This is a genomic window from Micromonospora sp. NBC_00821 (genome assembly GCF_036347035.1).
GTDB lineage: Bacteria > Actinomycetota > Actinomycetes > Mycobacteriales > Micromonosporaceae > Micromonospora > Micromonospora hortensis.
In genome coordinates this window covers 4,804,925-4,828,078 of the sequence record NZ_CP108880.1, presented here as the reverse complement: position 1 = coordinate 4,828,078, position 23,154 = coordinate 4,804,925, and the positions used below count along the sequence as shown (strand labels likewise).

18 protein-coding genes are annotated in these 23,154 nt (G+C 69.9%); 11 read left to right on the top strand and 7 right to left on the bottom strand.

What is annotated here, in order from left to right; translation table 11 throughout:
* Positions 1-281: 281 nt before the first annotated feature.
* Both OHB44_RS22065 and OHB44_RS22060 read left to right on the top strand, forming a co-directional pair.
* Positions 282-1,628, top strand: coding sequence for a PP2C family protein-serine/threonine phosphatase (locus OHB44_RS22065; protein WP_330438098.1), 1,347 nt, complete (start codon positions 282-284; stop codon positions 1,626-1,628).
* 594 nt (positions 1,629-2,222) lie between these two features.
* On the top strand, positions 2,223-3,308 hold the full coding sequence (locus OHB44_RS22060) for a branched-chain amino acid aminotransferase (RefSeq protein WP_330438097.1): 1,086 nt from the start codon (positions 2,223-2,225) through the stop codon (positions 3,306-3,308).
* Positions 3,309-3,362: 54 nt separating this feature from the next.
* Here the strand turns inward: OHB44_RS22060 and OHB44_RS22055 are convergent, their stop codons facing one another.
* Positions 3,363-4,592 carry a PucR family transcriptional regulator gene (locus OHB44_RS22055; RefSeq protein WP_330438096.1) on the bottom strand — a complete coding sequence of 410 codons (1,230 nt, stop codon included), beginning with the start codon at positions 4,590-4,592 and terminating at the stop codon, positions 3,363-3,365.
* Between the two features lie 242 nt (positions 4,593-4,834).
* Here OHB44_RS22055 and OHB44_RS22050 point away from each other — a divergent pair, with 242 nt between their 5' ends.
* From OHB44_RS22050 to OHB44_RS22030, 5 genes are all read left to right on the top strand, one after another.
* Positions 4,835-5,752: a dihydrodipicolinate synthase family protein gene (locus OHB44_RS22050; RefSeq protein WP_330438095.1), complete on the top strand. Its 918-nt coding sequence runs from the start codon at positions 4,835-4,837 to the stop codon at positions 5,750-5,752.
* A 178-nt stretch (positions 5,753-5,930) separates the two neighbouring features.
* Positions 5,931-7,976, top strand: a complete 2,046-nt coding sequence (locus OHB44_RS22045) for a M6 family metalloprotease domain-containing protein (RefSeq protein ID WP_330438093.1) — start codon at positions 5,931-5,933, stop codon at positions 7,974-7,976.
* Between the two features lie 85 nt (positions 7,977-8,061).
* A complete protein-coding gene (locus OHB44_RS22040) occupies positions 8,062-8,496 on the top strand; it encodes a hypothetical protein (protein WP_238684193.1) in 435 nt (144 codons plus the stop codon).
* Positions 8,493-9,071, top strand: a complete 579-nt coding sequence (locus OHB44_RS22035; RefSeq protein WP_330438090.1) for a TlpA family protein disulfide reductase — start codon at positions 8,493-8,495, stop codon at positions 9,069-9,071. The genes OHB44_RS22040 and OHB44_RS22035 overlap by 4 nt, the downstream gene beginning before the upstream one ends.
* Positions 9,072-9,192: 121 nt before the next feature.
* A complete protein-coding gene (locus OHB44_RS22030) occupies positions 9,193-11,088 on the top strand; it encodes a CocE/NonD family hydrolase (RefSeq protein ID WP_330438089.1) in 1,896 nt (631 codons plus the stop codon).
* Between the two features lie 134 nt (positions 11,089-11,222).
* Here OHB44_RS22030 and OHB44_RS22025 read toward each other — a convergent pair whose 3' ends face one another.
* Entirely contained in the window at positions 11,223-12,416 is a 1,194-nt protein-coding gene (locus tag OHB44_RS22025; protein ID WP_330438088.1) for a DUF418 domain-containing protein, read from the bottom strand.
* 212 nt (positions 12,417-12,628) lie between these two features.
* Between OHB44_RS22025 and OHB44_RS22020 the strand changes: the two genes are divergently transcribed.
* Positions 12,629-13,516 (top strand): TetR/AcrR family transcriptional regulator C-terminal domain-containing protein, encoded by an 888-nt coding sequence (locus tag OHB44_RS22020; RefSeq protein ID WP_330438087.1) that lies wholly within the window; start codon positions 12,629-12,631, stop codon positions 13,514-13,516.
* A 59-nt stretch (positions 13,517-13,575) separates the two neighbouring features.
* Here OHB44_RS22020 and OHB44_RS22015 read toward each other — a convergent pair whose 3' ends face one another.
* Both OHB44_RS22015 and OHB44_RS22010 read right to left on the bottom strand, forming a co-directional pair.
* Positions 13,576-14,661, bottom strand: coding sequence for a hypothetical protein (locus OHB44_RS22015; protein WP_330438086.1), 1,086 nt, complete (start codon positions 14,659-14,661; stop codon positions 13,576-13,578).
* Between the two features lie 205 nt (positions 14,662-14,866).
* Positions 14,867-17,077: a hypothetical protein gene (locus OHB44_RS22010; protein ID WP_330438085.1), complete on the bottom strand. Its 2,211-nt coding sequence runs from the start codon at positions 17,075-17,077 to the stop codon at positions 14,867-14,869.
* Positions 17,078-17,367: 290 nt separating this feature from the next.
* Here OHB44_RS22010 and OHB44_RS22005 point away from each other — a divergent pair, with 290 nt between their 5' ends.
* Positions 17,368-18,576: a low temperature requirement protein A gene (locus tag OHB44_RS22005; RefSeq protein ID WP_330438084.1), complete on the top strand. Its 1,209-nt coding sequence runs from the start codon at positions 17,368-17,370 to the stop codon at positions 18,574-18,576.
* Between the two features lie 177 nt (positions 18,577-18,753).
* On the opposite strand, the gene OHB44_RS22000 is transcribed toward OHB44_RS22005, so the two are convergent.
* Genes OHB44_RS22000 through OHB44_RS21990 form a run of 3 tightly spaced genes read right to left on the bottom strand, consistent with a single transcriptional unit; the run spans position 18,754 to position 21,064 of the window.
* Positions 18,754-19,434, bottom strand: a complete 681-nt coding sequence (locus OHB44_RS22000) for a GOLPH3/VPS74 family protein (RefSeq protein ID WP_266301890.1) — start codon at positions 19,432-19,434, stop codon at positions 18,754-18,756.
* Positions 19,431-20,150, bottom strand: coding sequence for an ABC transporter permease (locus tag OHB44_RS21995; protein ID WP_330438080.1), 720 nt, complete (start codon positions 20,148-20,150; stop codon positions 19,431-19,433). The genes OHB44_RS22000 and OHB44_RS21995 overlap by 4 nt, the downstream gene beginning before the upstream one ends.
* 26 nt (positions 20,151-20,176) lie before the next feature.
* Positions 20,177-21,064 (bottom strand): ABC transporter ATP-binding protein, encoded by an 888-nt coding sequence (locus tag OHB44_RS21990; RefSeq protein WP_330438079.1) that lies wholly within the window; start codon positions 21,062-21,064, stop codon positions 20,177-20,179.
* Positions 21,065-21,171: 107 nt separating this feature from the next.
* On the opposite strand from OHB44_RS21990, the gene OHB44_RS21985 reads away from it, so the two are divergent.
* Positions 21,172-22,326 carry a sensor histidine kinase gene (locus OHB44_RS21985; protein ID WP_330438078.1) on the top strand — a complete coding sequence of 385 codons (1,155 nt, stop codon included), beginning with the start codon at positions 21,172-21,174 and terminating at the stop codon, positions 22,324-22,326.
* The gene (locus OHB44_RS21980) at positions 22,323-22,925 is read left to right on the top strand and encodes a response regulator transcription factor (RefSeq protein WP_330438077.1); all 603 of its coding nucleotides are present in this window, start codon (positions 22,323-22,325) and stop codon (positions 22,923-22,925) included. The genes OHB44_RS21985 and OHB44_RS21980 overlap by 4 nt, the downstream gene beginning before the upstream one ends.
* Positions 22,926-23,154: the final 229 nt, after the last annotated feature.

Sequence of the window (23,154 nt, the reverse complement as noted above, 5' to 3'; positions counted from 1 at the left end):
CATCGGCTTCGTGTCCACCACCACACGATTCGTTCCGAGAACACCGAACAGTGCCTGACACGGCCCACGGCCTGAGCCGCCGGTACGGGTCAGGCAACTTCCGGCGACACCGGTGACAGATCGCTCAGCGGCAGAGCCGATCGGCCGCTACCACCAGTGGCGGCGGTGTGGTCACAATGACCCCATGCCGGAAGCTGATCATGCTGACACCGGCAGCGCCGCGACCGCCCGCTGCCCGCACCGTTGGTCACGCAGCTCGCAGTGATGAATCAGGCGGGCCGGTGACCCGGTCGACGCAGGACCACCCCCGTGTCCTCGACCCGGCCCGCATCTCCGCGGTGTACCGCACCCGGCTGCTGGACACCGGGCCGGAAGTGGCGTTCGACCGGCTGACAGGTTTGGCGGCGACCCTGCTGGGCACCCCATTCGCGTTCGTGACATTGGTCGACGAGACCCGATCATTCTGGAAGAGCTGCATCGGCGTCAGCAGCACCCACCTCGCCGACCGGCAGAACAGCGTGCAGCAGTCGTTCTGCCGATACGTCATCGAGGCCGACGCCGAACTCATCGTCGACGACGCCCGCGCGGATCCGCGGACCGCTGACAACCCTTCCATCGAGCTGATGGGAGTCGCCGCGTGGGCGGGCTTCCCGGTGCGCTCCCCGGACGGTCACGTACTGGGCACCTTCTGCGCCGTCGACACCTCGACACGGCACTGGACCCCCCACGACATCGAAGTCCTCAAGACTCTCGCGCTGGCGGCAGCCGGCGAGATCGCACTGCGAGAAGCCGTCGAGAACGCCGAGACGGCGACCATCCACGCTCAGGCCGCGACGACCCGGGCCAACGAGGCGACCGCTGACGCACGCGCCGCCGCCGACCAGGCGCAACAACTGGCCGACACGCTGCAGGAAAGCCTGCTGCCCCCACACCTGCCACAGGTGCCCGGCGTCGAGATCGCCGTTCGCTACCGGCGCGGCGCCGGCGGCACCGCCGAAGTCCTCGGCGACTTCTACGACGTCTTCCCGTCGGCGCGCGACACCTGGGCCGTCGTCGTGGGCGACGTGTGCGGCAAGGGTCCGCAAGCGGCCAAGACCACCGCGCTGGCCCGCTACACCCTGCGCGCGACAGCGGGCCGCTTCATCACCCCGAGCCGCAACCTCGCCACCCTAAACACCACACTGCGTGCCTGGCAGACCAACGATCCTCGTTTCCTCACCGCCGCCTATGCCGCCCTGGGCCTGCACCCCAAGGGCGTCAGCGCCCAGATCAGCTGCGCCGGACACGAGCCCGCCCTGATCCGCCGCGCCGACGGCCGGGTGGAATCCTTCGGCCATCACGGCGTGGCCATCGGCCTCATCGACCAGCCCGTCCTACGGGACAAGCGTACCGTGTTACACCCCGGCGACAGCCTCATCCTCTACACCGACGGGGTCACCGAAGGCCGCCGCGCCGACAGCAGTGAACTGTTCGGCATCGAGCGACTACACCACGTCCTCGCTGGCAACGGCGCCACCTCCGCCGGTCGGCTCGTCGACGCGATCGACAACGCCGTCACCACCTTCACCGCCGGTCACGTTCACGACGACACCGTCATCCTCGTCATCCACCTACCCGCCAGCGGATAGCGGTCCAGCAGATCGCGTCCGCCTCCTCCCGAAAACCCATGCCGCCCATGCTGGCTCCCGCGACACTGCCTCGACGCCAGGTTGGCCGTCCATCACAGGGTCGAGAGTGGCCGCCCACGGCAAGAACACCATCCTCCCGTCGTACGGCTTCCCTCACCGCCTGAAAAGGGCGCGAGGGTCGAGCTCGCACGGTTTCGTCGGCCGGCACCGGGTAGGTCACCCGTGTAGACCGAACCGACGAAGGGACTAGGGCCCCGGCCGCGGATATGCAGCAGGTAGATCGCCGCTCGGGCCGTTGCCAGGGTGATCCGGCGGGTGTCCTCGGTCCAGCAGTCGGGCAAGGACGCCCGCGTCCAACCATTCGCCGTGCGACGACCGCGGCGCAGAATTTCGTGACCTCGGCGGCGGCCTCGTGGTCGAGTTGGACGCCGGTGCGATGCGCGATCTCGACGAAGTGGGGCGGCGGCTCGGCGGTCTACGGCCGGAGACACTACGGTCGGTATTCTGCACCGGTCATCCGACAACCTTCCCCCCGGCGTGTTCGTTCTCGGTGACCTGAGCGCCCAGGGATGCGGCCATTGAGAGGACCCGGCGATGAGCCTGTCGTTCCCGTTGCACCAGAATCCGAGCCCGGCGAGCGCGCAGCGGCGAGCCGAGATCATGGCGAATCCGGGGTTCGGCAGGCACTTCACCGACCACATGGCGCGGGCGCTGTGGAGGCCGGACGGCGGCTGGCAGGACTCCGAGATCGTCCCCTTCGGTCCGATCCTCATGCACCCGGCGGCTGCCGTACTGCACTACGCCCAGGAGATCTTCGAGGGGATGAAGGCGTACCGGCACCGTGACGGCTCGATCTGGTCGTTCCGGCCGCAAGCCAACGGCGAGCGCTTCGCCCGGTCCGCCCGGCGGCTGGCACTGCCCGAACTGCCGGTGCCGGACTTCATGGCCTCGGTCGAGGGCCTGGTCCGTGCCGATCAGGTGTGGGTGCCGGACGAGGACGAATACAGCGTCTATCTGCGGCCGTTCATGTTCGCCTCCGAGCCGTTCCTGGGGGTTCGCCCGGCGAAGGAGATCACCTACATGGTGATCGCCTGCCCGGTCGGCGCGTACTTCTCCGGTGGCGTCAAGCCGGTCTCCATCTGGCTCTCCACCGAGTACACCCGGGCGGCGCGGGGCGGCACGGGCGAGGCGAAGTGCGGCGGCAACTACGCCTCCAGCCTGGCGCCGATGGTCGAGGCCGCCGAGCACGGCTGTGAGCAGGTCTGTTTCCTGGACGCCGCCGAGGGCCGCTACGTGGAGGAGCTCGGCGGCATGAACGTCTACTTCATCACGGCCGACGGCCGGATCATCACCCCGGAACTCGGCACGATCCTCGAGGGCGTCACCCGGGGATCGATCCTCATCCTGGCCAAGGACCTGGGCCTGGAGGTCGAGGAGCGCCCGGTGGAGATCAGGGAATGGCAGGAAGGGGTGGCCTCCGGCGCGATCACCGAGGTCTTCGCGTGTGGCACCGGTGCCGTGGTCACGCCGGTCGGGCGCCTGGTCTGGGACGGCGGCGAGGTGACGGCCCCGAAGGCCGGCGCCGAGGACTCGGTGACCATGCGGCTGCGCCGCCATCTGCTCGACATTCAGTACGGCCGGGCCGCCGACCCGTACGGCTGGATGACCCGCCTCGTCTGACGAGGAACGCCCGGGACCGGCTGTCCGCGGTGGCACCACGGGCGGGCGGCCGCCTCACGGCGTGCGGTAGTGACCGGTGAGCCGACCGAGCTTCATGGCCAGGTGCAGGCACAGCCGTTCGTTGCCGTCCTTGAGGTCGGTCCCGGCGAGCTGCTCCACCCGTTGCAGCCGGTAGTAGAGGGTCGTCCGGTGCAGTCGGAGCTTCTCGGCGGTCGCGTGCGCGTTGCCCGCCAGGTCAAGGTAGGCCTCCAGGGTCTCCAGCAGCACCTGGTGGGCATCGTCGCGCAGCAGCCGCTCCAACCCGGGATGAACACCCGCGACGTCGAGCTGCTGGCTGTCCAGTTGAGACAGCACCCGGTAGATGCCCAGGCCGGCCCAGGAGACCACCCCGCCCAACGCGGGCAGTTGCACACCGACCCGGGCGGCCTGCGCAGCCTCCTGGTAGGACTCCACAGCGCTGGACAGCCCTGCGCGAGGTTGGCCGATCCCGGTGACCGTCCGGCCCACCGAGGCCAGGCCCCGGGTCGCGGTGCCCAACGCGTCGTTGAGGTGCCCGGCGGAGGCTTCCGGCGAGGGGCGGCCGGCGACCCGGTCGCCGCAGACCAGCAGCACCCCGTGGTCGTGCCAGACCAGGTGCAGCGTCTCCCGCACGCCGATCCATCGGCGGGTGGCGACCAGGGCCTGTTCCAATGCGATCCGGGCCACCTCGTCGGGCTGCCGCCCGGGAGCCGGCACGAGCTGGGCGACGAGCGCGACTGTCGACCCGTCGGCGATGACCACCCCCTCCTCCACCAGCGCCCGCGCCGCGTGCTCGCGCGCCTGCCGGCTCTCCACCAGCAGGGTGCGGGTGGCCTCGGTCTCGCGCTGTGAGGCGAGCTCACCGAGCAGGTTCTCCCGGTACAGGGCCAACGACAGGTCGGTGAAGGGGCCGGTCGCGGTGGCGATGTCGGCGTCGGTCATCGAACCGTCCGCGTCGATGAACCAGACGAACCCGAGCAGCAGGTCGTCGTGCCGGATCGGCACGCACACCCTCGCCAGCAGGTCCAGCTCGGCGCACGCGGGGGTGCGGACCGGCGCGTGCGCCGTGAGCACGCCCTTGTCCCGGAACCAGGCGATCACCTCCGGCGTCGTCTGCCGGCGCAGGATCGACGTCCGGCGGACGTCGTCCATCGGGCCGTCGTGCTCGCTGTAGGCGACCACCCGCTGCCGCCGGTCCTCGATGAGGGCGGGTCGCCCCACCCGGGCGGCGACGGCGTCGACGATTCGCTGGAGCTCACCGTGCATGTAACTCCCCAGGTTGCGCTGCGTGACAGGGATCGCGCGACCGCCAGTCCTTACCCTCCGGTGCGGGTGGGTCATCGCGCAAGGTCCACTGTCGAAGTCACGACAAAAAGACGGACGGCGCCGCGACTGTTCCGGCATCTGTCCGAAGACCGGGGGCGACGGGCGTTCCTAGGGTTCCGGTACGGACCGCACCAGCGCCGCCGCGCACGGTGCGGGTGGGATGACGGGCGGGGGATCGCCGAGTGGGAGCTGGTAGGCCCTGGCGGGGCGTGCTGGTCGCCATCGCCACGCCGTTTCGCGCCGACCTGTCGGTCGACTTCGACAAGCTCCAGGAACACGTCAGTTGGCTCGCCTCCGAGGGGTGTGACGGAATCGCGCCGTGCGTGTCGATGGGGGAGTACCGGGCCCTCTCCGACGATGAGCGGGCCGCAGTGGTGCGGGCGACGGTGCAGGCCGCGCCGTCCGGCTGCGCTGTGGTGCCGGGCGTCGGTGGCTACGGCAGCAGGCAGGCCCGCCGTTGGGCGGAGCAGGCCGCCGAGGCCGGCGCCCACGGCGTGCTCGCGCGGCCACCCGACGGACCCGCCGCTCGCGCCGCCGACGTGGTCGCCCACTACCGGGAGGTGGCGGCGGTCGGCCTGCCGGTCGTCGCCCACAACGACCCGTACGACTCCCGGTTGGACCTCACACCGGACCTGCTGGCGACCGTCGCCGAGATCGACGGGATCGTCGCCGTCAAGGAGGTCACCGGCGACGTACGCAGGTTGCACCGCCTGCGGGACCTCTGCCCGCACGTGGACGTGCTGGTCGGCGCGGACGACGTGGTGCTCGAACTGGTGCTGTGTGGCGCCACCGGATGGGTCGCCACCCTGCCCAACGCGCTGCCCCGCCAGGCCGTGCGCCTGTACGAGCTGTGCGCCGCCCGCGACCTGGGCCGGGCGCTGCCGCTCTACGCCGAGCTGCACCCGATCCTCGGCTGGGCCTCCCGGCCGGAAGCCGTGCAGGCCGTCAAGCTCGCCATGGAGTGCGCCGGACGGTTCGGTGGGCGGTGCCGCCCACCGCGCGGACCGCTGTCCGGGACTGCCGCCGACCGGGTGCGCCGCGACGTGCTGCGGGCCCTCGCGGCAACTGCCGATCCGGCTTCCGGGACGGGCCCTGGCTGATCCTCCGGTGGGCGGGGGTCATTCAGGTGTCGGAAGTCGCCGGCCCACCTGCCGACATCTGCACAGTGACCGGCACCGGCCCGTACTCCTAGATTCGCTGCGCGGCCTGCTGACAGGTGTTCCCCTCCACCCCCACCGGAACGCCGGCGCCGCGTTTCCTCCGACGAGAGGTGGTTCCGTGCACCGTGCTACCCCCCACCGCACCCGGCTGAGGCGGGCCGTGCTGGCCGCAGCCGTGGTGACCACGCTCGTGGCGACCGGCGCGGCGCAGGCCGCCGCGGCCCCGGCCAACCCGGCCGGCGGCACCGCGCCGTTCCAGGTCCTCGATCCGCAGGCCTGGCAGAACCCGGACACGATGACCTGGAACGACTACAAGGCCGTGCCCGGCAAGAACTGGGCCGACCCGAGCGTGTCCGGCTCGGTCCGCAACTTCAAGATCGCCCTGGTGGCGCTCGACTATCCGGACGAGACGTTCGCGGTGTCCCAGCGGGCCCGCTCGACGGTCTTCGGCAACCCTCAGTCCGTCGCGACAAACATTCCCCGGGCGGACGTGCCGACGTTCTACCAGGACTTCCTGAACACCCCGAACACCCTCAACAAGGGCCACACGCTGCACGAGTACTGGATGCAGGACTCCAACGGTCGCTACGGCGTCGACCTCACCGGGTTCGGGCCGTACCAGATGCCGGCCAAGTCCTACCAGTACGGGCTGGACAACGGGTTCAACCCGGGCGCCTGCCCGAGCGGGGACGTGTGCGGCAAGAACATCCGTACCGACGGCCTGGGCGCCTGGCGGGCTGCCGTCGGCGAGGAGGTCGCCAACCAGTACGAGCTGGTGTTCATCCTCAGCGCCGGCCAGGACGAGTCGTCGACCTGGCAGGAGTTCGGGCAGATGATCTTCCAGAACAAGGAGGACGTGCCGGACGCCTGGGGCCCGCCGGACCCCACCCTGCCGAACTGGGCGAAGACCCGCTACGTGGACTGGACCTCGTGGAAGGCGGCGGCGACACTGTGGCCGAACGCCGGCGGCGGTTCCTCGACGCAGGGGGAGAGTTCCGGCATGGGCGTCTACGCTCACGAGCTGACCCATCTGCTGGGCATCGGCGACAACTACAACAACCCGTACGGCGAGCCGCTGCGCAGGGCGTACACCGGGATCTGGAGCATGATGTCGCGCGGGTCGTTCAACGGCCCGGGCGGTCCGCACACCCGCTGGCAGATCCCGCCGACAAACGGCGGCTCGATGGGCTCGCTGCACACGGTGCGGGACAAGCTCAAGATCGGCCTACTCGGTGAGGAACACGTGCTGCGGCTCTCGCGGGAGTCGCTGGCCTCCTCGGGCCTGGTGGTCGCGCAGGTCACGGCCCGGGCGGTCGACGCCGGCCCGAAGGGTCTGAGCGGCGTGAACATCGCGCTGAACAAGGACCTGTCGCCGACATGCGGTGTCACCACCGACCCGTTGTGCGACGGTGGCAACTTCAACAACTACACGGTCGAGGTCGTCGACCGGATGGGTGCGGACTCCTTCACCCCGGACAGCGGCGTGCTGGTCAGCAAGACGAAGAACGCCGACAGCGCGCCGTTCCAGTGGGTGGTGGACTCCAACCCGCAGGACATCGACATGATCGACTTCTATCGGCCCGACGGCACCCCGCAGAAGATCACCATGGGTGACTACCGGCAGCTCTCCGACGCGCTGTTCCACGCCGGCGCGGACACCGGCAGCCAGTACGAGTACGTCGACGAGGCCAACCGACTGCACTTCTACATCATCGACCTCAAGCGGGACTCGGCCGGCTCGCTCTCCTACACGGTGGCGGTGCGTTCGCTGGACGGCACCGGCGGGCCGAGCAGCCACGACGTCCTGCTGGGCAAGGGCGAGGTGACCGGCGGCGGCAAGCCGACCAACCGCGGGGTGACCTGCTCGTTCGAGCTGACCAACACCGGTTCCTACTCAGCCGGCGGGCAGCAGCACCCGGAGGACGTCAGCGCGTACCTGAAGTCGGACGTCTATCGCCTGTCGGCGGAGGTGGCCGGCAAGGGCTGGCGAACCTGGTTGCCCAACCAGCTCGCCACCGCGCAGTTCGGCAAGGCCACCACGGTCAAGGTGTCGGTGGGTGCCACCGCCGCCGCCGCGAACACCGGTTTCGTGAAGCTCACCGCGACCTCGGAGAGCGACCCGACGAAGACGGTGACCAAGCAGTGCCGGGTCGAGAAGTCCTGACCGGCGTCCGAGGTTGACCCCGTTCCTGCCGGGTCCGCGGCGGTAGGCCGCCACGGACCCGGCAGGCGGACGGAAGGAGGATGACGTGCGGCGAAGCATCGTGACTCTGCTCTCCCTGCTGCTGGCCGGCGCGACCGGCTGCGGCACCGTCGGCGCCGCCCAGGAGGCCGGCGATCCGACGACCGTCCGGGTCCTGGTTCGTGACATCAACATCCGGGCCGCTGGCGTGGACTGCGCCGGCACAGGCCCGTACCAGCACTTCCACAACCGGGCGCCGTTCCGCGTGCTCGACCCGGACGGGGTGGCGCTGGCCAGCGGGCAGCTGCCGGCGGGGACCGCGGTGGCCGCCTTCGCCGAGGATCTGGGGGTCGAGCGCCTGCCCACCTACTGCGAGTTCGCCGTCGGAGTGCGTGTGCCGCAGCGGACCTCCTACCGGCTGGAGGTGGACGGTCGCCCGGCGCTCGACCTGACGCCGGACAGCAGCGAGGGCCCGGCGCTGGTGGCGGTGGTGCCGTCATGAGGCGGGTGTTCCTGCCGCTGGTGCTGGCGGCGGCGCTGCTGGGCGGATGCAGCACGCCCGAGCCCGCGCCCGCTCTTACGCCCGCCGGAGGGGCGGCGACACTGCCCGGGCCGGTCCCCGCCGACCTGGCGTTGCGCCCGGCGCCCGGCACCGCCCCGGCCGCCCCGGCGTTCACCGGCGCGCTGACCGACGGCACACCGTTCGTCGCCGCCGAGCTGTGGGCGCAGCGACCCGTGGTGCTCACCTTCTTCAACTCCTGGTGCACCACCTGCGCCAGCAGCCAGGCCGCCCTCAGTGAGCTGGCCCGCAGCTATCGGGACCGGGTGGTCTTCGTCGGCGTGGCCGGCGCGGACCAGGCCGACGAGGTCCAGGACTACCTCCGCGCTCACCGGGTGGAGTACCCGGTCGTCCTGGACGACCAGCAGACGATCTGGCGCTCGTACGCGGTGCGGGAGCCGCCGACCGTTGTGCTGGTGGCCAAGGGTGGCGCCCTGCTCCGTGGCTGGCCGGGCGGTCTGGACGCCCCGACACTCGACCGGCGGCTGCGGGAACTGGTGCTGGCCGACACGCCGTAAGTCCCGTCGCCCGGGTACGGCCCGCGTCGAAGCACACCCGGCGAAGTTCCTACAGGTGCAGGTGGTGGCGCAGGCCACCGGCTCGTAGCGTACGCAGCCTCGGACACATCAAGGAGACTGCATGCCTACAGTGGGAACGCGCTGGCGCACAGGCGTGGCCGTACTGTCCGCGACTGTGCTCGCCGCCCTCGGCGCGGCGCCGCAGGCGCAGGCGGCGGACGGCCCGCCGTCGATCGTCGTCCAGGACGGCGTCACCCAGCCGGTGTTCGGCTACGCCGACGCCATTCGGGAACGCCTGTTCATCGACTCCACCTTCGACAGTGACAACGATGGTCTGCGCGACATCATCGCGTTCGACCTGATGCGGCCGGCGGCCACCGCGCAGGGGCTCAAGGCCCCCGTGGTGATGGACGCCAGCCCCTACTACTCGACGGTCTGCCGAGGCAACGAGTCCGAGTGCAAGGCGGACCTCGACGGCGACGGGCTGCTCGACAAGTGGCCGCTGTTCTACGACAACTACTTCGTGCCGCGCGGCTACGCGGTCATCCTGCTGGACATGGTCGGCACCAACAACTCCACCGGCTGCCCGACCACAAACGCCAACCAGGACAACCTGAGCGCCAAGCAGGCCATCAACTGGCTCAACGGCCGGGCCACCGCCCGTAACGCCGCCGGCGAGGTCGTCAAGGCGGACTGGCACAACGGCAAGACCGGGATGATCGGCAAGTCGTACGACGGCTCGCTGGCCATGGCCACGGCGGTGACCGGCGTGAAGGGCCTGACCACTGTCGTGCCCATCAGCGGACCGACCGAGTACTACGACTACGTGCGCAGCAACGGCGTGGTCACCCGTGGCAACAGCTACGTGTCCTCGCTGGCCAACACGGTCACCAACCCTGAGCGCCGGGACTACTGCAAGCCGGTGCGCGACGCGATAGGCGCAGCCGACGGCGACGAGCACGGCGACTACACGGCCTTCTGGAACGAGCGCAGCTACGTCAAGAAGGTCCCCAACGTCACCGCCAGCGTCCTGCTCTACCACGGCCTCAACGACGACAACGTCCGGCCGGACCACTTCAGCAAGTTCTGGTACGCCCTGGCGGAGAACAACGTGCCGCGCAAGCTGTGGCTGTCGCAGGAGGGCCACGTCGACCCGTTCGACTCGCGCCGCGCGGTGTGGGTGTCGACGCTGCACCGGTGGTTCGACTTCTGGCTGCAGAACGTCGCCAACGGCATCATGGATGAGCCGCGGGTGGACCTGGAGCGCTCCGCCGACGTGTGGGAGACCCACGCCGACTGGCCGATCCCCGGCAAGGCCGACACGGAGGTGTTCCTCCAGCCCGGCACCACCGGCGCGGGCGGTCTCGGGCTGGTGCCCACCACGAAGCCGGCGACCGGCGCGTTCCAGGACAGCCGCACGCAGAGCCAGAACACCATGATCCTCAACCCGGACGTGGTGCAGCCCAACCGGCTGGCCTTCCTCTCCGCGCCGCTCACCGCGCCGCTGCACATCTCCGGCACACCCACAGTGCAACTGCGGGCCTCCGCCGACCAGATCGACACCAACCTCGGGGCGATCCTTGTCGACTACGGCACCGACGAGCGGGTCGCGCACCGGGCCTCCGGCGAGGGAATCATCACCCTGACCACCGAGGACTGCTGGGGCCAGAGCAGCCCGACCGACGACGGCTGCTACAAGCAGACGACGAAGCGGGTGGCCACTGCCGACTACGAGCTGGTCACCAAGGGCATCATGGACGCCCAGAACCGGCAGTCGATCCGCGTCGCCGTGCCACTGGTGCAGGGGGAGTCGTACAACTTCAGCTTCCCGCTGCTGCCGGAGGACTACGTCTTCAAGCCCGGCCACCGGATCGGCGTGATCATCGTGGCCAGCTACCCGCAGTACTCCAGCCAGGCGGACACCACCGCCGCGAACCTGCAGGTCGCGCTGAAGAGCAGCAACATCGTCCTCCCCGTGGTCGGCGGCACCGCCGCCGCGCACGCCGCCGGCCTCTGACCGGCTGACCGGCGGGCCGCCGCGCGCGGCTCGTCACCGGGACGGCCCGGCGATCAATCCCTCACGGAGGGCTTCGATCGCCGGGCCGCCCCGCTGCCGACACCGGCTGACCTCGTCGCGGAAGCCACCACTCGCTACCGTCGCATGGCGGGTCGCCTGCTGTGGGTCCACGCGCGCAACGCCCATTCGAACGGGCCGTACCGGAACCGCCGCATCCACCAGTAACTGGCAGCCACCTGGGCTACGAAGATCGTCAGTGCGATGAGCAGCGTCTGAGCCGGCGAGGTGTGGCCGGCCAGGCCCAGCCCGACGCCGGTGAAGACGAGCACGCAGATGACCGACTGGCCCAGATAGTTCGTCAGCGCCATCCGTCCCGCAGGCGCCAACGCGTCCGCGACGCGTGGACGCCGTGTGAACAGACGCAGCAGAGTCGCGGCGTAGGCCGCCGCGAGGAACGGCGCGGTGACGATGCTGACCATCAGTGCGGTCATGTTCGCCGTGCCGCCGCCGATCGCGAACACGGTGGCGCCGGCCAGACCAACCGGATAGCCGACCCGCTCACATCGGCGCAGCACGTTCTCGTGGGTGTGCGTGGCGGCGAGCATCCGGTGCTTGCCAGCGGCCAGACCGACGAGGAAAGCGGCGAAGGCCAACGGTCCTTGCACGACCAGGGCGCCGAGCATCGCCGGCAACGAGCGCACGTGCTCAAGGACGACATCACCGAGCCCGCCGCGTAGGGCCTCCGTCGAACGCGCACCGGCGGTGACCGCGGCGGCCTGGTCCGGGACCACCGCGGCACCAAGGACCGCGGCCAGACCGACCACGAACGCGGTAACACCCACGATGATCGCCGCCGTACGCAGGGCGGAACGCGGCTCGATCCGCCGAACGGCGAGCAGCACGAGACCGAGCAACGCGTACGTGATGAGGATGTCGCCGTGGAACAGCAGCACCGCGTGTAGCGCCCCAAGCACGAACAACCCGGACAGCCGACGCGCGAACGACCGGCCGAAGGCCGCCCCACGCCGGGCCGCCGAGTCGAGTTGCAGGGTGAAGCTGTAGCCGAACAGGAACGAGAACAGCAGGTACGCCTTCATCGCGAACAGCAGTTCAACAGCACCTGTCACCAGCCGGTCGAGCGCACCGTGCGCCGGGTCGCTGACCAGTTGGAACGCGTATCCGGAGCTGAAGTACCACACGTTCACCAGCAGGATGAACAGCAGCGCAATCCCGCGCAACGCGTCCACAACGTTGATCCGGGCGGCGTCGGTATCCTCAGCGGTTGCATCCGGGGCATGGCCCTGCCGGCCAGGTCGGAGCACAGTCATGACATCGCTCCTCGCCAGACCGCGGTGTCGGCGTACGTGACGTTGTTGGGCGCGGTCACCGGGCCGTCGTAGGTCTCGCGAAGCGATTTCAGCGCAACGAAGTCAGTCATGTCGTACAGCGTATGAGTGCACTATTAGTTAGCGACAGTGAGGCTGGCACCCGTATTCGTCCACGGGGTACCGTGACTGCACTAGTGCACGGGGAGGCCGCTGTGGAGGAACCGCCGTACCGCCGGATCGCCGCCGATCTCGCGGACCGGATCGCGTCGGGCGAGCTCGCGCCCGGGGCGAGGATCCCGTCGACCCGGCAGCTCATGGCCGAGTACGGGATCGCGATGGCGACCGCGACGAAGGTCCTGGCGACCCTGCGCGAACGGGGTCTCGCTGAGCCCATGCGGGGTGTCGGCACCGTGGTCGCCGCCGCAGGCGCGGGTAGAGCACCCGGCCCCGACCGCGAGCAGGTGGTCGCCGCCGCCGTGGCCATCGCCGACGCCGAGGGGCTGCACGGTCTGTCGATGCGCCGGCTCGCCGGCCAGCTCGGCATTCCGACAATGACGATCTACCGGTACGTGGCCGACCGGGAAGAGCTGGTGCTGTTCATGATCGACAAGGTCATGGCCGACAACCCGCCCCCGGCCCTCACCCCGGACCGCGACGGCTGGCGGGTCTGCCTGGAAGCCGTCGCCCGGTCGCAGTGGGCGATGTACCGCCGGCACACGTGGCTGGCCCAGGCACTCTCCTTCACCCGGCCACTGCCGGCCCCGCACGCCATGGCCCACACCGAGTGGATGATGCGGACCCTGGGCGGGCGCGGGCTCGACCTCAACGCACAGTTCACGGCGGCGGTGACGGTGGCCAACTACGTGCGCGGCACGGCGGTGAACCTGGCCGAGGAGGCGCAGGCCGAGCAGGACAGTGGCCTGACCGACACCCAGTGGATGGCGGCCCACGGAGAACGGATCGGAACGGTACTGGCCGACGGGCGGCTACCGCTGATGGCCCGCTTCATCACCGCCGACGACATGGTCTGGAGCCTGGACACGCTCTTCGAGTTCGGCCTCCAGCGCCTCCTCGATGGCCTCGCCCCGCTGCTGCGATGACGTCAGGGCATTCACCGGGCCGGCGGCAATGGAGACCGCCGGCGCGGCGCGATGCGGTGTCAGAGTCGGGAGGTGAAGGTGGCCAGGAAGCGGTGCGGGGTGACGACGCCGGCGTTGTCGAAGCAGATGACGTCGACGTCGGCGTTTGTGGTGTACGGCCAGGGTTGGGTGAGGTGGCAGTAGTTGTTACCGGTGCCTTGCGCCACCACCTGGGCGTGCGTCTCCTTGAGGCCGACCTGCGGGAAGGTCGCCAGGTAACGGCCGGCGGGCGCCAGCGGTGCCACAGTGTTCGCGCCGACGCCGAGCACCGAGTTGTCGTTGGTCGGCCCGCCGACGGCGGTGCCCAGATAACCGAAGTACGACGGCGGTCCGAGCGAGCCGATCACCGGCCGCCGACGGTGGTACGAGAACGCGAAGTCGGTGTTGACGAACGCGCCGGCCTGGTCGTAGCAGAAGACGTACACCTGCACGCCGGTGCCGACCGCGCTCCAGGAGTAGACCTTGCAGCGACGTGGACCGGCGTTCGGCTGCACGGCGGTGACCTGCACGTTGCCGGCGAGCACTCCGGCCAGTCCCACCCCGGGCAGCCGCACCAGATACTGCCCGACGCCGAGCGGCCCGACAGTGTTCACCGCACCCGTGGAGTTGTACGACTGCGCCACCAGGCCGCTGCTCCACTGCGCGTACGCGTGGGCGGTGCCGGCTGGAAGCACGCCCGAGCTGGTCGTCCAGAGCACTGTGAACGGAGTGTCATCGCGCGCGCCGCCCGGCTTGTGGCACTGCACGTCGACGATCTCGTCGGCGCCGGACTGGAACCAGCGGACCACCTCGCAGTAGTGACCGGTCCGGTTCACCGGGGTCACGTGCGGCACGCCCCGGGAACCGGCGCCGATCTGCGGGAAGCGGACCTGGAACCGGCCCGGTGCGAGCTTGATGCCGTCGGCCCAGGCGGCCGGGAACGCGGTCTTCCAGCTACCCCACTGCCGGCTGGTGTCCAGCACGGTCCAGACCGACACGGTGGGGTCCTTGACGTACGCGAAGCCCCAGCGGTCGGCGGTGGCCGCCGCCGCCGGCGCCGGCGGCGCGAGTGCGCTGGCGGCCAGGACGGCGGCCAGCGCCGTGGTGACGAACGATCGGAGACGCATCTGTTCCTCCAGTCGACGGGAACATGTCGAAGAGGAGTGTGCGCGTAGTGATCTGATGGTCACAGTCGGCTACATCGTGGTCTGGTGTCGGCTGTCCGCTACTCGTGACCGCACTTCTGCGCAGTGCGAGCACATGGGGGACGTCTCGGGTCTGCTGTCGCTGACCGCATCACACCGAGACCCAGGCACCCTGCGATCGGTGCCCTCAGCGGAGGTGGTCGGCCAGGTGACGCACCGCCTCGGTGAACGCCTCCTCGGATTCGCAGGGCCGGTGCCCTTTGATCGGTGGCGGGAAGATGTCGCCGGACGGAGGCGTGACGCCGTACGGGTCGCGAAGCCGTCGGTCCACGGTCGCCTCTCGGTCGCACGCCGCGGGCGTCTCGTCGGGGCCATGCGGCGGAAAGACGCGGCCGCCGATGGGGTCGGTGTCCCGCCACAGATTCACCCACCGCCAGTCCACCCGGTCGGCGATCTCGTGGATCACCTCGTCGCTGACGTATGCGGGAAAGAGACGGGCGTACAACCGACGCAGCGGCGAACCGTGGGTCAGCAGCGCGACCCGGTCGGTGACCCGTCGCGGCAGTTGGAGCACTGTCGCGGCGAGCAGGACGGAGCCGTGGCTGTGCCCGGTGAGCACCACAGCGTTGCCGGAGTCGACGAGGTGAGTGATCCGGCAGGTCAGTTCGGGAACGGCCCGTTCGGCGTAACACGGTGGCGCGAACGGGTGCGCGGCTCTCGGCCAGAAGGTGCCCAGGTCCCACAGCACGCCGACGTACCGGCGGAATCCGGGGGTGCGGTAGGCGAAGATTCCGCCGACGACCAGGCCGACGATGAGGGCGGCGATCAGATAACTGCCGACACCGATGCCGAAGTTGACGAAGCCGGCCGGCAGCCCGACGTAGCGCTGGACCAGTTCGCTGGGAGGCGTCGGTAGCAGGCCGAGCGCGACCGCTGCTATGCCGATCCCGGCCAGGCAGGCGTAGAGAACCGCGAGCGGCACCAGCCGCTCGGTGAACCGGGCGCGGGCCATGCTCTTGCGCACCTGCCGCAGCCGCGGCGTGGCATCGGCAGGCGCGGCCGGGAAGTCACGAGCAACGATTGCCGACGCGGCCCGGATCCGTCCCGGTCGTGACGCCACCGACACCACACCGGCGACGGCAAGCGTCACCAGCACCGCCAGCGAGAAGCCGAGGATCGCCCAGATGCAGGCACGCGGTGGGCTGGTAATCAACGCCTCCGCGGTCGGCGCCCCCCTGTTCAGGACGTCGGACACCCGATAGACCAGTTCGGCGGAGAACGTGAGCGCCAGGCTGATCGCGGCTACGGAGGTCGCCAGGGCGCCGAATCCGAGCGCGGGCGCGACACCCGGCTCTCGACGCCGATGCCAGAACAGCACCACCCCCAGGGCAGCCAGCAGCACCGCCTGACCGATGAACAGCCCGACGACGGTCAGGTTGTAGCCGGGCAGCCCGTTCCGTTCCGGCCAGGAGGCTGAACTGGTCAGGACGTGGATCCAGACCAGCACGGTCAGACCGAGGGCGATCGTGCGCAGTGCGCTGACCAACCGGTCGAGCCGCCACTCCGTTGGCCTGGTCAGGGGTGGGATGCAGAGCAGAACCGCACTCATGATCAGCAGGAGTCCGCAAGTTGCCGCCAGCGCGACGGTGCCGATCGACAAACCCTGTGCGGCCCGGGCACCGAGCAGGCTGAGGTCCAGCGTGGCAAATGCCGCCGCGACGTGAATCGAGCGCAGTCGACCGACCAGCGGCTCATTGTCCCACCGGCCGACGGCGGTGAGCCGATTCGCCGCAAGAGGCTGGTCGGCCGAGCGGAAGACGTGAGACGGGAGTGCCGGGCGAGCGCTGAGCCCCCACACCAGGCTGATGGCCGCAGCCGGCACCAGCGCGAGTACCGCCAGGCGCAGTCCGGCAGGACGCCCCCCGAGCCAGGAGAGCCAACTGCGTCCCGCCAGGCACTCCGGTGAGGACATGCACTTCCACGCAATCACATCCAGCGCGATGCCCACCATGCTCAGCACGTACATCCCGGTCAGGGTGAGCGCCAACAACCGGCACAGGGCCTTGATCACCGGGTCGGAGCCGGCCGTGGCCGGACGCATCCAGATGGCGAGGTTGATCAGCATGAAGGGCAACAGGATCACCATCGACAGCGTTCGCACCGCGTTGCCGGCGGGCAGGTTGTTCCAGCGGTAGGCCTCCAGCGTCACCCCGTCCGTCTCGGCGCCCTCGTGGTTTCCCGGCCGGGGTCGATAGAAGCCGCCCCTGTGGTCACCCGCCACCTGCTGCACGTGCTGTCGATCCAGGAGGTCGTCCGGTCCGGTGGCGGAGACCCCGTGCACCCGTAGTTCCACGAAGCCGTCGGCCCTGGCGCGCCCGCCAGCGTCTCGCTGATCCATCCGGTACCGGCCCTCCGGCGCGTACGCGGCTCACACCGACCCGCTCGGCTGATCCGACGGCACCCGCGTGGCGCAACGGGCGTACCCCTCGAAGGGGGATACAACCCCGCGCTCGTAGCGCGCCGAATCGTGCCCATTACCGGTGGCGGACCAACCCGTCGGAGGAATGGGGATCGCGACGCCTACCAAAGAGGTTGTGGCCCACCGGCATTCTTCGGGTATCGACTCGACGACCCTTCCGGCGTGGTACCAATACCCGGATAGGCGAAGCCGGCAGGAATGGGCGGCCCATGTCGACAAGGGCAGCAGCGCTGCTTCGAAAACCCGGGCAACCGCAGCGTCCGAGCCTTCTGGAACTCTTCTTCGACCTCGTCTTCATCTTCGCCCTCAATCGGGTCTCACAGCGACTGGTCGCGGAGCTTACCGAGCAGCGCGTCGTCCTCATCGACGTCGGCGAGACGCTCCTGTTGCTGCTGGCCTTCATCGTGCTGTGGTTCGTCACGGCGTGGGTCACCGACCTCTACGATCCGCAGCGGCCGCAGCTTCAGGTGCTGGTCTACACGGCCATGCTCGGCGCGCTGGTGATGGCGGTCGCGGTGCCGCACGCGTTCGGGGACAGAGGTCTGGCCTTCGCTGGGGCCTACGTCGCCGTCCACATCATTCGTGGGCTGGTCATCGTGCCGCTGCTGCGTGGCCACGAAGCTCAGCGCCGAGCGGCTGGGGTGTTCTTCTGGTTCACGTTGTCGGCAGTGCCGTGGATCGCCGGCGCGATCGTGACGGATCTGGCCCGCAGCCTGTTGTGGACGCTCGCGATCGCCATCGACGGCGCGGCACTGCTGCTGTTCTATCCCGCGCCGTGGTCCCGTCCCACGCAACGGCAGTGGCCCGTTCTGGCCGAATACCTGTCTGAGCGCTACCGACAATTCTTCATCATCGCTCTCGGTGAACTTATTTTGACGACCGGCTCGGCCTACAGCGACACCTCGTTTCGGCACGGCGGAGCCGCGGCAGCCTTCGCGGTGTCATTCATCACCACCGTGCTGCTGTTTCGCGTCTACGTCTTCAGGGCGGGCCAGCTGTTGCCCGAAGCCATCAGGGTCGCCGCTGAGCCCGCGCACCTCATCCGGGAGGCTTTCCTCGCGCACGTACTCATGGTGGCCGGGATCGTCGCCGTTGCCGTGGGGTACGAAATCGTGATCGAACATCCGTTCGGGCACACCAACGCGGCGTGGGTTCTCGTCGTCCTCGGCGGGCCGATGCTCTTCCTGATTGGACGAGCCCTGGTGGAACATGCCGTATTCGCCCGGGTGTCCCGCTCCCGGATCATCGGCGCTCTGGCGCTCGCCGCCGCCTCACCGTTCATGATCCTTCTGCCGCCGCTGGCCGTGGCCGTCACCGCCGTCATCGTCCTCGCCGGCATCGCCGCCTCCGACGCCGTCCACGCCAAGGGGAAACCACCCGAACGGCCGCACCCGTCCAACACCCGAGAGGGAGCGTAGAAGGCTTCCACCGAACCGCACACGTCCGTCGGTCCTGCGGAGGCCGCTGCCGGGGCGCGGTGTGCTGCCGCACCCTGGCAGCGGGTCGCCGGTCGTCAGACGGAGACAGTGAGCACCAGTTTGCCGGCCGTGTGACGGTCTCCACGGCCGCCAGCGCCTCCCGCGCTCTCCTCGAAGCTAGCTTCGAGGAAGCACTGTGATGGCCGCGATGGCGCTGTTGACGACGGTGGCCGTCACGGTGCGGGTCACGGCCGCCGCCGCGGCGTCGGCACCCCAGTTGCCCCGCTCGAGTTCCTTGGCCCGGCTGATCACCGGTGACGTCCACGGGATCTCGCGGTCGAACTGCGGGAGCGTCCCGCTCGCCGAGAGCAGCGCCGCGAGCGCGGCGACACGGGCTTGCGGCTCCGCGCCGTCCACCAGGACCCGCCGAACGTCGGCGAGCAGGCGGGCCCGTCGTTCGGTCCTGCCCTCCCGAAGCGCCGTCGTCCGGAACAGGCCGAGCACCTTACGGGGCTCCTGGTCGATGTCGCCCCGCGCGATGAGCCGTTCCAGCACCGGCTGGCGCAGGGCTGGACCGATCGCGGCCAGGGCCGTCTGCACCCCCCTCGGTTTCTCGGCGAGGTAGTCCCACGCGGGACCCAGGAGGCCATCGGTGGGTGGGTGACCTGCCACGCTCCTGAGCCGCCCCCGGTCCGCAGTGGTCAGGTGGTCGCCGAGGGCGAGGTCCGCGAGAACGGCGCCGCCGAGGACGTAGAAGAGGGTGTTCTCTCCCGCGATGGTCCCGGATCTGGGTTGGAAGAGGAGTAGTAGGAGATCTTCCACCACTGTCGGCGCGTCGGATCGGGCTTCGATGGTCATCGGCGCGGCTCCCAGCGGAAGAGTCGGGTGGCCAGAGCGACGGCGACGACGACCCAGCCGAGCGTGGGCGCGAGCAGGAGCAGGGAGTCGGTCACGGCGACGCCGCCGTTCCAGGCGTTCATTGTCAGTTCGGTGGCCGCGCCGCCGGGCAGCAGCCGCTTGAGCCAGGCGAGGTTCTCGGTGCCGGTGATGCCCACCCAGCTGGCCATGGCGATCACCCCGAGGGTAACGGGCAGGGTGGTGACCTGGGCGTGTTCGGGGGAGTTCGTCAATCCGGCCGTGGCCAGCGCCAGGCCGATCATCATGGCCACTGTCGCGAGGACCGCCACCACCAGCAGGGCGACGTTCGCCGGTGCGTCGGCGACCACGGCCAGGGCGGTCAGGATCGCTGTCACCTGCACCCCGGCGAGGACGACCACTGGCAGCAGGAGGCCGGCGAGGATGCCGGCGTCGCCTTCGGCGGTGGAGCGCAGCCGCTTGAGGAAGAGATTCTGTCGCCGGGACGCCAGGGTGGTGACGGCGGTGGCGTAGAGCCCGAACGCGGCCACCGTGAACGTGACGATCGCGGCGATGTAGCCGAGGCTCCCGATGGCGGCGTACGTCTCGTGCTGACGGACGAAGAACACGCAGACCGCGACCGGGATGATGAGGCTGGTGATCAGCACGAGCCGGTTGCGGAAGATCTGGATCAGTTCGCTGGACGCGATGGACAACACGGTGAGGCTCCTCGCGGAAGATCGAATCAACTGTTGATGGCGCGGAAGACGTCGTCGAGGCGGGTCGGCCCTGCCGCCAGGTCCCGCAGCTCCACGGCGTGGTCCTGCGCCCAGCCGAGCAGGAGGTGCAGGTCCTTCTGCAGCTCGAAGGTCTCGACCACGACCTTCCCGGCCGCGTCGACGGCGGCACGCACCGGCAGCGTCGGTGCCGGTGCCGGTGCCGGAAGGGAGAAGCGGATGACCGCGGGCAGGGTGCGGGTCAGTTCGGCCACGGTGCCCTCGCGGTGGAGGGTGCCCTGGTGCATCAGTCCGATGCGGTCGGCGCGTTGTTGTGCCTCCTCCAGGTAGTGGGTGGTGAGCACGATGGTCGCGCCGTTCTCGCGGAGCCGGTCGACGGTCGCCCAGACGGCGTCGCGGGACTGGATGTCGAGGCCGGTGGTCGGCTCGTCGAGGAAGATCAGCTCCGGGGTGCCGTAGACGGCGGTGGCGAAGTCCAGCCGCCGCTTCTCTCCGCCGGAGAGCTGCGACACCTTGCGGCCGGCTCGGCCGGTGAGGTCGACCATGTCGAGCACCCGGTCGACGTCGTCGCTACGCCCGCTGAGCCGGCCGATCAGACCGACGGACTCACGGACGGTGAGGTCTGGGGAGAATCCGCTCTCCTGGAGCATGACGCCCATTCGGGGACGTACCGCTCTCCGGTCGTCGGGGCTGTGCCCGAAGACGCGTACCGAGCCCGAGGTTGGCCTGCGGTGTCCCTCGATGACCTCCAGGGTCGAGGTCTTTCCGGCGCCGTTGGTGCCCAGCAGCGCGTACAGCTCTCCGGGTCGTACCTGGAAGGAGAGGTCCTTGACGGCGTGGAAGTCGCCGTAGGTGAGGTTCAGCCGTTCGACGTCGATGACGGGTGTGGTGGACATGCACCAATGACAGCGCGGGCGCGGCCGACCCGTCAGTGGCACCACGTCATCACCGCATGTGACGTGGTGTCACTGGTCGGCGCCTCTGGCTGCCGGATACTGAGGTGGTGACCGCTCGATCGCCGCGCTTCACCGAGTCGACGCAGGGGAGGCTGCGCCGGCTCAACCTGGCCACGTCACTGCCGCCGGTGGTGTTCGCCGCCGTGGTCCTGCTCTACACCGATGCGCGTGCCTGGTGGCACCTCGCCGTTCTGGCCCCGGGGGCCGTGGCGGCCGTGGTGGCGTTCGAACGGTGGACGGCAAACGACCTCGCCCGGGTCGCGCTGCCCTGTCTGGTCGTGGCGGCAGCGGTGTGGCCGCTCGGGGTCCTGGTGACCGGCAGCCCCAACGCCTACTGGGGTGTCTGCGCCGTAGGTTCACTTGCCCTGCGCGAGGTGCGACGACGCCGGAAGCTGGTGATGGCCGGGCTGTTCACCTACGTCGCTGTCGTCGGCGCGGCGCGGCTGCTGGTGCAGCGGGACGACGTCGGTCACGTTCTGGTCACCTACGTTCTCATCCCGACCGCCCTCACCATCGTCGTGACGGTCTTCACGGTGGTGGGCGAGCGGTTCTACGACCTCATCCGGGAGCTCGAACAGACCCGGGAACGCGAGGCGGAGCTGGCCGTGGTGCGGGAGCGCGTGCGGTTCGCCAGCGACCTGCACGACATCCAGGGTCACACCCTGCACGTGGTGAAGCTGAAGATAGCCCTGGCCCAGCGACTGCTGCTCCGCGACACCGCTCGGGCGGAGAAGGAACTGCGGGAGACGTACACGCTGGTCAGCGACACCATCGCGCAGACCAAGGAACTCGCCTACGCGCAACGGCGGCTCAACCTCACCGCCGAGATCGAGAACGCGAAGAACCTGTTCGAGGCCGCCGGAATCCGGGTCCGGGTGACCCGGGAGGCCGAGGTCGACGCCCGCGCCAGCGAACTGCTCGGGCAGGTGCTGCGCGAGACGACCACCAACATCCTGCGCCACGCCCAGGCCACCCAGGTGCAGATCACGCTCGCCGCGTCGGGCATCACCATCGTCAACGACGGCGCGACCGCCAGCACGCCCCCGGAACTCAGGGGCCTGGCGGCGCTGAGGCAACGGGTGGCGGGCGACGGGGGTGAGCTGACTGTGGAACAGGAGGACGGGCGGTTCCTGACCGCAGCGACCTTCCCACCCACTCGGGTCGACGCGCCCCCGACGGCTACCGGGAAGGACGGCCGATGACCACCATCGTGCTCGCCGACGACGAGGCGCTGCTCCGCACGGCCCTGGCCGCGCTGCTGCCGATGGAGGGCGACATCACCGTTCTCGCCGAGGCGCAGGACGGCCGCACGGCGATCGCCGCCACCCTGCGGCACCGGCCCGACGTGCTGGTCATCGACCTGGAGATGCCCGGCGTGGACGGCCTCGGCGCGGTCGCGGAGATCCGCCGCGAGCGACCGGAGCAGGTGGTCCTCATGCTGACCCGACACGCCCGCCCCGGCGTGCTGCGCAAGGCCCTGAAGCTCGGCGTCCAGGGCTTCGTCAGCAAGTCCGCCGAACCGGCCCACATCACCTCGGTCATCGCCACCCTGCACGCGGGCAAACGCTGGATCGACCCGGACGTGTCCACGCTCGCCGTCACCGACGACTCCCCCCTCACCGACCGTGAAGCCGACGTCCTGCGGGTCACCGGCGAGGGCTACTCGGTCGCCGACATCGCCGCACGCCTGCACCTCGCTCCGGGCACCGTCCGCAACTACCTCTCCAACGCCATGCGCAAGACCCAGACCCGGACCCGCCACGAAGCGGCCCGCTACGCCCGCCAACACGACTGGCTGTAGACGGGCCGAAGTGGCGATCGCGGCGCCGGTTGCCTTCCACGTCGCCATGGTGGTGCTGGTCTGGCTGCACGAGCGGCGAGCCCGGTTGTCGAACGCGGGACGTCGTGTACGCCATTCACCAACTACGTTGGACGTACGCACCCCAGCCCTGATTGCCGAACGATCGCTGCGGGACGAACGTGCCGACGGCGGAGAGCCGTCTCCCCAAGGCGGTCCTGACGTGACAGCG

Excerpts from the sequence above, each read along its gene's own strand:
- OHB44_RS22060 (WP_330438097.1), top strand. The coding sequence starts at position 2,223 with ATGAGCCTGTCGTTCCCGTTGCACCAGAATCCGAGCCCGGCGAGCGCG.
- OHB44_RS22055 (WP_330438096.1), bottom strand. The coding sequence starts at position 4,592 with ATGCACGGTGAGCTCCAGCGAATCGTCGACGCCGTCGCCGCCCGGGTG.
- OHB44_RS22035 (WP_330438090.1), top strand. The coding sequence starts at position 8,493 with ATGAGGCGGGTGTTCCTGCCGCTGGTGCTGGCGGCGGCGCTGCTGGGC.
- OHB44_RS22030 (WP_330438089.1), top strand. The coding sequence starts at position 9,193 with ATGCCTACAGTGGGAACGCGCTGGCGCACAGGCGTGGCCGTACTGTCC.
- OHB44_RS22025 (WP_330438088.1), bottom strand. The coding sequence starts at position 12,416 with ATGACTGTGCTCCGACCTGGCCGGCAGGGCCATGCCCCGGATGCAACC.
- OHB44_RS22015 (WP_330438086.1), bottom strand. The coding sequence starts at position 14,661 with ATGCGTCTCCGATCGTTCGTCACCACGGCGCTGGCCGCCGTCCTGGCC.
- OHB44_RS22010 (WP_330438085.1), bottom strand. The coding sequence starts at position 17,077 with ATGGATCAGCGAGACGCTGGCGGGCGCGCCAGGGCCGACGGCTTCGTG.
- OHB44_RS22005 (WP_330438084.1), top strand. The coding sequence starts at position 17,368 with ATGTCGACAAGGGCAGCAGCGCTGCTTCGAAAACCCGGGCAACCGCAG.
- OHB44_RS22000 (WP_266301890.1), bottom strand. The coding sequence starts at position 19,434 with ATGACCATCGAAGCCCGATCCGACGCGCCGACAGTGGTGGAAGATCTC.
- OHB44_RS21990 (WP_330438079.1), bottom strand. The coding sequence starts at position 21,064 with ATGTCCACCACACCCGTCATCGACGTCGAACGGCTGAACCTCACCTAC.
- OHB44_RS21980 (WP_330438077.1), top strand. The coding sequence starts at position 22,323 with ATGACCACCATCGTGCTCGCCGACGACGAGGCGCTGCTCCGCACGGCC.